The sequence below is a fragment of the Rhodanobacter panaciterrae genome (assembly GCF_014651895.1).
GTDB lineage: Bacteria > Pseudomonadota > Gammaproteobacteria > Xanthomonadales > Rhodanobacteraceae > Rhodanobacter > Rhodanobacter panaciterrae.
On sequence record NZ_BMXT01000001.1, the window covers coordinates 149,607 to 162,453 of the forward strand.

At 59.9% G+C, this 12,847-nt stretch carries 12 protein-coding genes; 7 read left to right on the top strand and 5 right to left on the bottom strand.

Annotated elements, in window-relative coordinates:
* Positions 1-40 precede the first annotated feature (40 nt).
* Genes IE071_RS00700 through rfbB form a run of 5 tightly spaced genes read right to left on the bottom strand, consistent with a single transcriptional unit; the run spans position 41 to position 4,900 of the window.
* On the bottom strand, positions 41-1,453 hold the full coding sequence (locus IE071_RS00700; RefSeq protein ID WP_189439272.1) for a mannose-1-phosphate guanylyltransferase/mannose-6-phosphate isomerase: 1,413 nt from the start codon (positions 1,451-1,453) through the stop codon (positions 41-43).
* Positions 1,454-1,456: 3 nt separating this feature from the next.
* Positions 1,457-2,392 carry a dTDP-4-dehydrorhamnose reductase gene (rfbD, locus tag IE071_RS00705; protein ID WP_189439273.1) on the bottom strand — a complete coding sequence of 312 codons (936 nt, stop codon included), beginning with the start codon at positions 2,390-2,392 and terminating at the stop codon, positions 1,457-1,459.
* Entirely contained in the window at positions 2,389-2,946 is a 558-nt protein-coding gene (gene rfbC / locus IE071_RS00710) for a dTDP-4-dehydrorhamnose 3,5-epimerase (protein WP_189439274.1), read from the bottom strand. The genes rfbD and rfbC overlap by 4 nt, the downstream gene beginning before the upstream one ends.
* Positions 2,943-3,833: a glucose-1-phosphate thymidylyltransferase RfbA gene (gene rfbA / locus IE071_RS00715; RefSeq protein ID WP_189439275.1), complete on the bottom strand. Its 891-nt coding sequence runs from the start codon at positions 3,831-3,833 to the stop codon at positions 2,943-2,945. Before rfbA ends, rfbC begins: the two co-directional genes overlap by 4 nt.
* A complete protein-coding gene (gene rfbB, locus IE071_RS00720) occupies positions 3,830-4,900 on the bottom strand; it encodes a dTDP-glucose 4,6-dehydratase (protein ID WP_189439276.1) in 1,071 nt (356 codons plus the stop codon). Before rfbB ends, rfbA begins: the two co-directional genes overlap by 4 nt.
* Before the next feature lie 254 nt (positions 4,901-5,154).
* On the opposite strand from rfbB, the gene IE071_RS00725 reads away from it, so the two are divergent.
* The 7 genes from IE071_RS00725 (at position 5,155) to IE071_RS00755 (ending at position 12,828) form a co-directional block, all read left to right on the top strand.
* A complete protein-coding gene (locus IE071_RS00725) occupies positions 5,155-6,321 on the top strand; it encodes a cystathionine gamma-synthase (RefSeq protein WP_189439277.1) in 1,167 nt (388 codons plus the stop codon).
* A 132-nt stretch (positions 6,322-6,453) separates the two neighbouring features.
* Positions 6,454-7,260 carry an ABC transporter permease gene (locus IE071_RS00730; protein WP_189440826.1) on the top strand — a complete coding sequence of 269 codons (807 nt, stop codon included), beginning with the start codon at positions 6,454-6,456 and terminating at the stop codon, positions 7,258-7,260.
* Positions 7,250-8,626 (top strand): ABC transporter ATP-binding protein, encoded by a 1,377-nt coding sequence (locus IE071_RS00735; RefSeq protein WP_189439278.1) that lies wholly within the window; start codon positions 7,250-7,252, stop codon positions 8,624-8,626. The genes IE071_RS00730 and IE071_RS00735 overlap by 11 nt, the downstream gene beginning before the upstream one ends.
* Positions 8,623-10,017 (top strand): sulfotransferase family protein, encoded by a 1,395-nt coding sequence (locus IE071_RS00740; RefSeq protein ID WP_189439279.1) that lies wholly within the window; start codon positions 8,623-8,625, stop codon positions 10,015-10,017. The genes IE071_RS00735 and IE071_RS00740 overlap by 4 nt, the downstream gene beginning before the upstream one ends.
* Before the next feature lie 101 nt (positions 10,018-10,118).
* On the top strand, positions 10,119-11,264 hold the full coding sequence (locus IE071_RS00745; protein WP_189439280.1) for a hypothetical protein: 1,146 nt from the start codon (positions 10,119-10,121) through the stop codon (positions 11,262-11,264).
* 2 nt (positions 11,265-11,266) lie between these two features.
* Positions 11,267-12,106 (top strand): glycosyltransferase family A protein, encoded by an 840-nt coding sequence (locus IE071_RS00750; protein WP_189439281.1) that lies wholly within the window; start codon positions 11,267-11,269, stop codon positions 12,104-12,106.
* A gap of 158 nt (positions 12,107-12,264) precedes the next feature.
* On the top strand, positions 12,265-12,828 hold the full coding sequence (locus IE071_RS00755; RefSeq protein WP_189439282.1) for a hypothetical protein: 564 nt from the start codon (positions 12,265-12,267) through the stop codon (positions 12,826-12,828).
* Positions 12,829-12,847 lie beyond the last annotated feature (19 nt).

Consider the following 12,847-nt stretch of genomic DNA (forward strand, 5'->3'; position numbering starts at 1 on the left):
CCGCGCACTCGGCGCGGTTTTTTATGGACCGTGCAATGACTCACGCGCGACCGTAGACGTCGTCGAAACGCACGATATCGTCTTCGCCCAGATAGCTGCCGGACTGCACCTCGATCAGCTCAAGCGGTGTCTTGCCGGGATTGCGCAGGCGATGTTTGCTGCCAAGCGGGATATAGGTGCTCTGGTTCTCGCTGAGCAGGAACACCTTGTCGTCGCAGGTGACTTCGGCTGTGCCGGAAACAACGATCCAGTGTTCGGCACGATGATGATGCTTCTGCAGGCTCAGGCTGGCACCGGGCTTGACCACGATACGCTTGACCTGGAAGCGCTCACCCGCTTCGAGTGAGTCGTAGCTGCCCCATGGGCGATGCACCACGCGGTGCAGCGAATGTTCGCTGCGGTTGGCGGTCTTGAGCTGCTCGACGATTTTCTTGACGTCCTGCGCGGCGTCGCGATGCGCCACGAGGGTGGCGTCCGGTGTGGTGACAACGATCAGGTTGTCGACGCCGACGGTGGCGATCAGATGGCGGTCGTGCGAACGCAGCAAGGAGTTGTGCGTGTCGATCGCCATCGTGTCGCCTTCGCACAGATTGCCCTGCGGATCCTTGTCGCCGGTCAGCCACAGTGCCGACCACGAGCCGATGTCGCTCCATGCACAGCTGACCGGGATCACCGTGGCGCGCTGGGTTTTTTCCATCACCGCGTAATCGATCGAATTGTCTGGCACCAGCGCGAACGCATCGCGGTCGATGCGCACGAAATCCAGGTCGGTGGATGCCTTCGCATGCGCCTCGCGCACGGCAGCGAGCATCGCTGGCGCGTGTGTGGCCAGTTCTTCCAGATAGCGCGAAGCCTTGAACAGGAACATGCCGGAGTTCCAGTCGTAGCCGCCATCGGCGAGGTACGACTCGGCGGTCGTCAGGTCTGGCTTTTCGACGAACTGTTCCACCCGGTAACCATCACTGCCGATCGCCTCAGCGCGGCGGATGTAGCCGAAGCCGGTTTCCGGACGATCCGGTCGGATGCCGAACGTGACCAGCCAGCCTTGTGCGGCCAATGGCATGGCTAGCTTCACCGCATCAACAAAGGCACTGGTGTCGCCGATCAAGTGATCGGCCGGCAGCACCAGCAGCATGGCGTCGGCATCGCGCTGCAATGCTTGTAGCGCACCCAATGCGATCGCCGGCGCGGTGTTGCGCGCCAGCGGCTCCAGCACAATGGTGGCGTTCTCGATACCCGCTTCCAGCAACTGGTCGGCGGCGAGGAAGCGATGATCCTCGCTGGCCACCACGATCGGCGCGGCGAGGTCCGGCAGCTGGCGGGTGCGCGCGATGGTCTGCTGGAACAGCGTGCCCTTGCCGGCCAACGCGAGGAACTGCTTGGGCAGATTCTTGCGCGATACCGGCCACAGGCGTGTACCGCTGCCGCCACTGAGAATGAGGGGTATCAACATGGCTCAGGATCCTGAAGTGACCAGCTGGCGGATGACCTCGTTCAGGCCGTGCTGCCAATCGGGTAGCGGAAAATCAAAATGCTGCTGGAAGCCGCGATTGTCCAGCAGTGACCACGCCGGGCGCACCGCCGGCGTGGGGAATTCGGCGCTGCCGATCGGGACCACACGCGGTTGCCGTGGGATCAGACCCTGCGCGGTAGCTTGCTCGAAGATTGTGCAGGCGAAGTCATGCCAGGTCGTGGCGCCGCTGGCGACCAGGTGATACGTGCCGCTGAGCTGCCTGCGTTGTGCGGCATCGGCGTGTTGCCAGTGATCGAGTGCAGCGAGGCTGGCGTTGACGATCAGCGTGGTGTCGGTCGGCGCACCGTGCTGGTCGGCCACCACGCGCAGTTCCTCGCGTTCGGCGCCGAGTCGCAGCATGGTGCGCAGAAAGTTGTGGCCGTGCGCGGCATAGACCCATGCGGTGCGAAGCGTCAGATGATTAGCGCCGCTGTCGCGCAGCGCCTGTTCACCGACCAACTTGCTGCGACCGTAGGCACCAAGCGGACCAGTGGCAGCATCGACGGCATACGGCTGTGATTGGCTGCCGTCGAACACGTAGTCGGTCGAGTAATGCATCACCAAGGCGCGGTGCGCCGCCGCCCATGCACCGAGGACACCTACCGCTTCGCCGTTGACGCGGGTGGCGAGTGCCTCTTCCTGCTCGGCCCGATCGACGGCGGTGTAGGCGGCGGTATTGATGATCACGTCGGGCCGCACGCGGTCGAGCAGGGCGGGCAGGTTGGTCGGTTCGGCAAGATCGGCGATCTCGCCGTGGCCGCCCGTCGTCAGCACGCCGTCGCGGCTGGCCGCGATGACTTCGCCGCAGGCGCTCAGGCCAGCGTGCTTGAGAAACGTGCGGCCAAGCTGGCCGTTGGCCCCGAGCAGCAGGATCCTCATGACACGAAAATCGGCAGTCGCTCGGGTGGCACGTCTTTCAGTAGGGGTGTCTTGCTGTCCTTGTCGGACAGCAGCGGCACGCTCAGCGGCCAGTCGATGCCGAGATCAGCGTCGTTCCAGCGGATGCCGGCATCGGCCTTGGCGTCGTACAAGGCGGTGCATTGGTAAGTGAAGGTGGCAAATTCCGACAGCACGCAGAAGCCGTGTGCAAAACCTTCCGGCACCCAGAAGTGGCGATGGTTGTCGGCGGTCAGCATGACGCTGAATGACTTTCCGAAGGTGGGCGAGCCACGGCGGATATCCACCGCCACGTCATACACCTCGCCTTCGAGCACGCTGACCAGTTTGCCCTGCGGGTTCGGCCACTGGTAATGCAGGCCGCGCAACACACCCTTGGCCGAGCGCGAGACGTTGGACTGGATGAAGTGGTGATCAATACCAGCTTCGCGATACTTCGCCTGGTTGTAGCTCTCGTAGAAGAAGCCGCGGGCGTCGCCGAACACCTGGGGTTCGAGGATCAGCGCGCCGGACAGTCCGGTGTCTATCACTTTCATCGTACGAGGCCCTGCCTGGTCAATTGCTGCAGATACTGGCCGTAGCCGGTCTTGGCCAGCGGCGCGGCCAGCGCCAGCAACTGCTCGGTATCGATCCAGCCGTTGAGGTAGGCGATCTCCTCCGGGCAGCACACCTTGAGGCCCTGCCGGTTCTCGATCGTCTCGATGTAGTTGCCGGCTTCCATCAGCGAGTCGTGCGTGCCGGTATCGAGCCACGCGAAACCACGGCCAAGCTGTTCCAGATGCAAGGAATTGTCATCGAGGTAGCAGCGGTTGAGGTCGGTGATCTCGAGTTCGCCGCGCACCGAGGGCTTCAGCGCCGCCGCGTAATCGCAGACGCGGCCGTCGTAGAAGTACAGGCCGGTGACCGCGTAGTTCGACTTCGGCTGGGCCGGTTTTTCTTCCAGTCCGATCACCCGGCCAGCGGCATCGAATTCGGCCACGCCATAACGCTCGGGATCCTTTACCCAGTAGCCGAAGACGGTCGCGCCGTGATCACGCGAGGCCGCGCGCTTGAGCCGCTCGGTCAGGCCAACGCCGTAGAAGATATTGTCGCCGAGCACTAGGCAACTTGGCTTGCCGCCGACGAAATCGCGGCCGATGGTGAACGCCTGCGCCAAACCATCCGGTGACGGCTGCACGGCATATTGAATGTCGATGCCCCACTGCGAGCCATCGCCGAGCAGGCGCTGGAACATTTCCTGCTCGTGCGGCGTGTTGATCATCAGCACTTCGCGGATGCCGGCCAGCATCAGCGTGGCCAGCGGGTAATAGATCATCGGCTTGTCGTACACCGGCAGCAGCTGCTTGCTGACCGCGCGGGTGATCGGATACAGCCGGGTGCCGGAACCGCCGGCCAGGATGATGCCTTTCTGCGTCGTGCTCATGAACCGAGGCGCTCCATGCGATAGCTGCCGTCAAGCACGCGCTGGCTCCACGGCTGGTTGGCGAGGTACCAATCCACCGTCTGCCCAATGCCTGTTTCGAACGTTTGCGACGGTCGCCAGCCCAGCTCGTTCTGCAACTTGCTGGAGTCGATCGCATAGCGGCGGTCGTGACCGGGTCGATCCTTCACGTAGGTGATCAACGACTCGCGCGAACGACCATCGGCCAGCGGGCGGCGCTGATCAAGCAGCGCGCAAATGGTTTTCACCACCGCGATGTTCTCGCGCTCGGCATTCCCGCCGACGTTGTAGGTCTCACCGATGCGGCCCGCTTCCAACACGCGACTGATCGCGCTGCAATGGTCGCCCACGAACAGCCAGTCACGGATGTTCTTGCCGTCGCCATAAACCGGCAGTGGTTCGCCGGCCAGCGCCTTCTGGATGATCAGCGGAATGAGCTTTTCCGGGAACTGGTACGGCCCGTAATTGTTCGAGCAGTTGGTGGTCAGTGTTGGCATGCCATAGGTATGCTGGAACGCGCGCACCAGATGATCCGACGCTGCCTTCGAGGCGGAGTACGGTGAATTCGGCGCATATGGCGTCTGCTCGGTGAACTTGCCTTCGGCACCGAGCGAGCCATACACCTCGTCGGTTGACACGTGCAGGAAACGGAACGCGTCGCGCGTGGCACCTTCCAGCCCGCGCCAGTAGTCGCGGGCGCATTCGAGCAGGCCCAAGGTGCCGACCACGTTGGTCTGCACGAATTCGGCTGGACCGTCGATCGAACGATCCACGTGGGATTCGGCGGCGAAGTTCACGATGGCATCGGGGCGGTGTTCGGCGAGCAGCTTCGCCACCAGCTCACGATCGCCGATATCGCCCTGGACGAACGTGTGGGCAGAGGTTTCCTTCAGCGAGCTGAGCGTGTCCAGATTGCCGGCATAAGTCAGCTTGTCCAGGTTGATCACGTGCAGGCCGTCGGCCACCGCCTGCAGCACGAAATTCGCGCCGATAAAGCCGGCGCCGCCGGTTACCAGTAGCGTTTTGGTCCCTGTGGATGGGCTATTCATCAAGTACGTCCATGGTTTGACGGAGAGTGGCCAAGGCAACTTGGCCACCTGGCAGACAGTAAATGATGCCTGTTCTTGCCTTGTCGACCAAGCGCAGAGGGGTCGTAGGGCCAGGTTGGGCGAGAAAAGGCCGCAGTTTGCCCATTCCTGCATGAACGCGAAGCTTGGCGCCATTCGGCAACGAGGGGCATAGAAGCTAAGATGACGGACTTCATAACACGAGGCAGCCCGCCAGGCGGGCTGTGAGAACAGCGATGAAAACTGGTGCAAAGCGTAGCCAACATGGCATGGGAACCCGGGCCATTCATGCCGGCCAGCATCCGGATCCCAGCACCGGCGCGATCATGACGCCGATCTACGCTACCTCGACCTACGTGCAGGCAAGCCCCGGCAAGCACAAAGGTTACGAGTATTCACGCACACAGAATCCCACCCGTATGGCGTACGAGCGCTGCGTGGCGGAACTGGAAGGTGGCGTGGCCGGCTTTGCGTTTGCCTCCGGTTTGGCCGCGGCCGCGACGGTGCTGGATCTGCTCGATTCGGGCAGCCATGTCATTGCGATGGACGACCTCTACGGCGGCACCTATCGCCTGTTCGAAAAGGTGCGGCGGCGTTCGGCCGGGCTGGATTTCAGCTTTGTCGACCTGAATGACACCGGCGCCATGAAGGCGGCGCTGAAGCCCAACACGCGGATGATCTGGGCCGAAACGCCGACTAACCCGATGCTTAAGCTGGTCGACCTGACCAAGGTCGCCGCATTCGCCAAGAAACACGGCCTGATCCTGGTGGTCGACAACACGTTCTGCTCGCCGATGCTGCAGCGTCCGCTGGAATACGGCGCGGATCTGGTGCTGCATTCGGCCACCAAGTACCTCAACGGCCATTCCGACATGGTGGGCGGCATCGTGGTCGCCGGCAGCCAAGAACTCGCCGAGCAGATGGGCTTCCTGCAGAACTCGGTCGGCGCCGTCGCCGGTCCGTTCGACTCTTTCCTTGCGATGCGCGGCCTGAAGACCCTGCATCTGCGTATGAAGGCACACTGCGAAAGCGCGCTGGAACTGGCGAAGTGGCTTGAAAAGCATCCGGCGGTCGAACGCGTGATCTATCCCGGCCTCAAGAGTCATCCGCAACATGCCCTGGCGAAACGCCAGATGGATGGCTTCGGCGGCATCATCACGATCGAGGTGAAGGGTGGCCTGAAAAAGGCCAGACGCATGCTGGAACGCTGCGAATTGTTTGCGTTGGCCGAATCACTCGGCGGCGTCGAGAGTCTGATCGAGCACCCCGCCATCATGACCCACGCCTCGGTACCGGCGGCCAACCGCAAGCGGCTGGGTATCAGCGACGGGCTGATCCGGTTGTCGGTGGGCGTGGAGGACATCGAGGATCTTCGCCACGAATTGTCCGAGGCACTGAGCTGAAGGAGGCGCCACAAAGCTGCCGAAGACTGTTCAAGAAATGTTCCCGGGTTTTGAGCTTGTCACATCAAGAGCGCGAGCATTGGCAGCGGGTGTTTCACTCCTCCGTAAAACAAGGCGATGCATTTGAACAACATGAGTTGGCTATTGAGTCCTGTCGGGGCTCTGCGAGAACACCGGTCACTGACCTTCGAGCTTGCGAAGCGCGATGTGCTTGGTCGCTATCGTGGCGCCAGCTTCGGACTGCTTTGGTCCCTGATCAGCCCGTTCCTCCTGCTATGCGTGTACACGTTCGCTTTCGGTACCGTAATGGGAGGGCGCTGGCCGCAAATCGGCGATGGCCACGCCCATTACTCGATCATTCTTTTTGCGGGAATGATTGTTCATGGATTCCTGGCTGAATGCATCAATCGGGCGCCCCAGCTAATCGTGGGGAATCCGAATTTCGTGAAACGGGTGATATTTCCGCTGGAAATTCTTCCGTGGCCCATGGTCTTTTCGGCGCTGTTTCATGTGTTCATGAATCTGATCGTATTCATGGCGCTGCGCTGGTTCATGGATGGGGCGTTTTCATGGACGATCATCATGTTCCCATTAGTCATGTTTCCATTGGTCGTGTTGGCGCTTGGCGTTTCCTGGTTCCTGGCCTCGGCAGGTGTCTACATGCGCGATGTGGGCCAGGTAACTGGCGTGCTGACCATGGCATTGCTTTTTCTTTCTTCGGCCATGATGCCGATAGCTTCGGTACCTGCATCGTATCGTTGGGTGTTCATTGCCAATCCTCTGACGTTCATCATTGACCAAGCTCGCAATGTGATGCTGTGGGGTCAGATGCCGGACTGGGCCGGGCTTGGCATTTATCTGTTGGTTGCGCTAGTCGTGGCCTATTTGGGGCGCGCTTGGTTCGTGGCCACCCGGAAAGGATTTGCGGATGTCCTCTGATGCTGCCATTCAGGTGCGTGGCCTGTCCAAAGCCTTCCCCATTTACAGCAAGCCTCATCATCGCTTGCTGCAGATGATTGCACCGGGACCGAAGGATCGTTGGTTCCGCGAATTTCACGCCTTGCGAAATATCGATCTCAACATCTCCCGCGGCGAGACCGTTGGGATCGTTGGCCGCAACGGCTCCGGCAAATCGACGTTGCTGCAGCTCATCTGCGGTACGCTCACGCCGAGTGCTGGCGATATCCAGGTCAATGGACGAATTGCCGCATTGCTCGAGCTGGGCGCAGGCTTCAATCCGGAATTCACCGGGCGCGAGAATGTTTTTCTCAATGCGACCGTGCTGGGATTGAAGCATGCCGAGATTATCGAGAAATTCGATGAGATTGCCGCATTTGCGGATATCGGCGACTTTATTGATCAGCCGGTAAAGAGCTATTCCAGCGGCATGTACGTTCGTCTGGCTTTCGCGGTGGCGATCAATGTTTCGCCGGAAATCCTGGTGGTGGACGAGGCGTTGTCGGTGGGCGATGAAGGGTTTCAGCGCAAGTGTTTCGCGCGCATTGACGCGATCCGCGACTCGGGTGCGACCGTGCTGTTTGTTTCACATTCCGCCAGTACCGTCGTCGATCTGTGCGACCGCGCGATCCTGCTCGATCGGGGTGAATTGTTGACGCAGGGTACACCCAAGCATGTGGTTTCGCGATACCAGAAGCTGCTCTATGCGCCGGCGGATCGGGTGGTACAGATCCGCGAGGAGATTCGCGCATCGTCAGTAGACGGCGCCGGGGCGGTGAAGCGATCCGTGGCCTTGGGTAATGACGATGCCTCATCAACAACGGACTCGGCTCCTGTTGCAGCACCGGAAGAGGAACGCCAGCCCTATTGGGAGGAGGGCATGGTGCCGTCAAGCACCGTTTCTTACGAAAATCGCGGTGCGGCCATCGAGGCTCCTCACTTGCAGACGCTGGATGGGCACAAGGTCAACGTGCTGGTCCCTGGAGGCACTTACGTCTACACGTACAAAGTGCGGCTGGAGCGCGCGCTGGTGAATGTGCGGTGCGGGATGATGATCCGTTCCATCACCGGCATCGAAGTGGGTGGCGCAGCCACCTCGCAGCCGCATAGTGGGTTGCCGGTGGTCGAGGCGGGTGAGGTGATCAATGTGCGCTTCCGGTTCCGGTGTCTGCTTGCACCGGGTACCTATTTTCTCAACGCAGGCGTGCTCGCGACGCTCGGCGAAGGTGAGGAGTACGTTGATCGTCAGATCGATGTGGCCATGTTCCGCGTGATGCCTACCGCGGATCGACTGGCGACCGGTTTCGTCGATCTGGACGTTGTGCCGCAGCTGTCGATTGCTTCATGACCGCGGGCAATTCCACTGCCATTCTGGTTGCGGGCATGCATCGCAGCGGCACCTCGGCCCTGACGGGTGCGCTGAATGTGCTCGGCATATCGCTTGGCGAGCATTTGCTGGCTCCCGGCGAGGACAATCCCAAAGGCTATTGGGAGCACCAGGGCGCGGTCGAGATTCATGAACGCTTGCTCGTGGCGCTGGAGCGGCGCTGGGACGACGTTCGTCCGTTGCCGGCCGGATGGTTGACCAGCGACGCAGCACAAATGGCGTTGGCTGAAATCAGCGAAATGGTTTCGCGGGAATTTGCCGGGGCACCTGTATGGGCGGTCAAGGACCCACGGATATGCAGATTTCTGCCGCTGTGGATTGAGGCGCTGCGGACGCTGGGCATCCGGCCGGTGGTCCTGTTTGCCGCCCGTCGGCCGAGCGAAGTGGCGGCATCGATCGCCGCTCGAAACCATTGGTCTGCGCCGGTCAGCGAGATGCTGTGGTTGCGACATGTGCTGGAAGCGGAGGCGGCCAGTCGGATGGTGCCGCGCGCCGCAGTCATCTACGACGATCTGCTGGCTGATCCCGCCGACACAGTTTCAACTGCCTTGGCGCGGCTGGATATCGGGATTACGCGCCCGTCTGCCATGGAGCAAGGCGCTCTTGCGGAGTTTGTGGACAGCGCTGACCGGCATCACGCGCACCGTACGACGGAAGAGCGTCCCACCACGCTGGCCCAGATTGCTGATGCGGCTTATGCATCACTGACCGAAATTGCCCATGGCGTGGATGCTTGGCAGTCGCTGCAGCACTGCGGCACTCGTTTCGAAGCGGAATGGCAGCACTGCGGATCCAGCATCGAGGCGGTTGCAGACATGGCTTATCGCTTCAGTATGAACGAGGTTGCCGCCGGTATCGAAGCGAGCCGACTGGCAAGCGACCTGAATGCCCAGATCCGCTGGTCGGAAGAGGCTGTTGAAATACGCTCCGCCTTGCAGGCGAATCACGACGAGCTGTCGGCCCAAGCGCAAGCGCTTGCGCGCGAGCGCCATCATCTCGTCACTGAGCTTGAGCGGGTGACGGGCGATGCGATGCGGGTCGGGCAGGAACTGTCGATTTCCGAGATTCGCGTGGCGCAAGTCGAGTCGGAGCTGTCGCTTTCTCAGACTCGCGTGGCGCAAGTCGAGTCGGAGCTGTCGCTTTCTCAGACTCGCGTGGCGCAAGTCGAGTCGGAGCTGTCGCTTTCTCAGACTCGCGTGGCGCAAGTCGAGTCGGAGCTGTCGCTTTCGCAGGCCGAAGCAAGTTCACGGGCTGCTGTGATCGAAGAGATGTTGCAGTCCCGCTCCTGGAAAATCACGCGCCCCATGCGCGGAATCGCTCGAGTGTTCCGAGGCATGGCACATCGGCGCTGATTGCCTGCCATATCAAGTTCCCACACAGCGTTTGCATTTGATCGTTATCATGGTGGCTTCGGGATGGGGCCACGTAAAAAATTCTGACTCAGGGTGTTCTCGTGATCTTCTATACCTCGATTTGCTCCAACTACCTGCCCAAGGCCATGGCATTGGCGGAATCCGTCAAGCGTCATTGCCCCAACGCGTACTTCGTACTCTGTCTGGTCGAGAGGCAGGTACCCGACGTGGCGGCTGCATATCCGCATTTTGACGAGATCATTCTTGCAAAGGACGCGGGTTGGGAGAATTTCGACAGCTTCATGTTCCGTCACTCCATCGTCGAGGCTTCCACTGCGGTCAAGCCGCGTTTTATGCAGCACCTGGTCGAGCGCTACCAGTCAGAGTCCAAGTTTGTCTATCTGGACCCCGATGTGCTGGTCTACAGCGATCTGATGGAACTGGAGGCATTACTCGACCGTGAATCCATTGTGCTCTGTCCGCATCTGCTGCGTCCGGGCAATATCGACATGGAGATCAGCTCGCTCGCCCATGGCAGTTACAACCTTGGCTTCCTCGCGGTGAGTCGGGCGCAGAATGCCATCGACTTCCTCGACTGGTGGGCGGAGCGCCTGTTCCTCTTCTGCTATGACGACAAGAGCCGCGGTATCTTCACCGACCAGAAGTGGATCGACCTGGTGCCGAGCTTCTTCGACGCGCACATCCTCAAGCATCACGGTTACGACTTCGCCACGTGGTCACTGCTTGGCAGCGACATGCGCCAGGTGGATGGCCGCTACATGATCAATGGCGATCCGCTGCGTTTTATCCATTTCTCCGGGCTGGATTCGGGCACGATCGACAAGGCGATCGGCTGGTGGCTGACCGATGACAACAAGGACACATTTGTCTCGCTGTACAGGGAATACCTGAGCCTGTTGGCCCGCCATGGGCAGGAGAAGCTCGGCAAACTGCCCTGGACCTATTCAACCTACGCAGATGGCCGCCCGGTTGGAAAGGCTGCGCGAATTGCCTACCGCAACAGTGAGCTCTGGCAGATATTTCCGTCGCCATTCGATGTGGATGATGCACAGATCCTGCAAACGGCAGGCAGTGAAGGTGTCATGGTCGACTCGAATGCACCGTCGCCGGCTGTTGTGTCTGACGGTATCCTCGACCGGTTCGCCCGGTCGAGCCGGCAGATCGGACTAGGCCCGACCATGCTCAAGGCGTTCCGGAAGATCACGCGTCCGGGAAGCGGGGTCTGACCGTGCCACGGGTCTCGATCATCATCCCGTGTTACAACGCGGGTGAGTTGCTGACCGAAGCGGTGCAATCGGCACTTGCACAGACCTGGGAGGATCTGGAGGTCGTGATCGTTGACGACGGTTCGACCGATTCGGCCACGCAGAAGATTCTCGAACAGGCCTCCTGGCCGCGGACCCGGATAGTTCACCAAACTAATGCAGGGCCTTCTGCCGCGCGCAATCGCGCCGTCCAGATGGCTACGGGGCAGTACATCCTGCCGCTGGATGCAGACGATACCATCGAGCCCCAATACGTTGCCAAGGCAGTTGCCGTGCTCGATGCAAGGCCGGAGGTAGGCGTGGTCTACTGCAAGGCAAGAAAGTTTGGGGCGGAGGAGGGGCCGTGGAATCTGCCGGCCTATTCACTGCGGGAACTGGTGATCGACAACGTGATCTTCGTGACTGCCCTGTACAGGAAGGCGGATTGGGCAGCTGTGGGCGGCTATAACGAAAAGTTGCGCCATGGCGTCGAGGACTACGAGTTCTGGGTGAAAATCGTTCACTTGGGCCGAGAGGTAGTGCAACTCGATGAAAGCCTTTTCAATTACCGCATTCAACAGAAATCAAGAACCACCTCTTTTCAGGATGGCAGGGCGGCCGTCGTGGAGACCTACGCTGAGATATTTCGTTCAAATATCAGCTTCTATGCGGCGCACGCAGATTTTCTCTTTGAACATCGATTCGGGTTGTATGACGAATTAGGGCATTGGCGTTCACGCTATGGAAAGCTGGACGCATTCTTCAATCGTCATCCAGTGTTATTGAAAATCGGCAGACGACTGAAAAGGATTTGCAGATATTGACGATATCAGAACTGTGGTTTTGGATCGTTGCGAACGAGCGGGTCAAATACATGTGAAAGTTACCCACGCATGGCTGCGCTTCACGGTTACAGCAAAAAAGGTTGTTTTGGAAACACATTCATCACTTGCATTGCTGGTATGTACTTCAGGAGAAAAACATGACTGCGAAGGTACTTTTAACCTCAATTTTCATCGGCATGCTCACGCTTGCTGGATGTGGGAATAATGATCAACAGAACGCCGCTGGCGCGAAGAGTACGGCAGCTTCAGCGAACACACCTGCAGCACCTGAGGTGACAACGGTTGTAGCCGAAGACAAGATCCAGCTGATTGGCGCGGATGTGCTTGCCGCCGCGCAGCGCACAGGCGATACGTGCTCGCTTGATTCGGTTGACGGAAACTACTCCAGGAATCAGGTGAAATTAGCCGAAGGAAAGCCGCACGTGTTTCGCGGTTGGTTGCTGGATGAAGCCAAACATCCTGCGGGTCAGTTCAGCCTGGTGCTGAAAGGCGCACAGGATTTTGAGATTCTGGTGTCAACGGGCGTTGTGCGAACAGACGTGGGTGAGTTTTTCAAGGATCCAACGTTGGGTGATGCGGGCTTCAATTTTTCATCGGCTCTGGCCTCGGTTAAAGCGGGCGATTATCACGTCATATATATGACCAAGAATTCCGAGAAAACATATTTTTGCGACACGGGTAAGACGCTGACGATTGAATGAAAATCCGCGGATTTTCTTG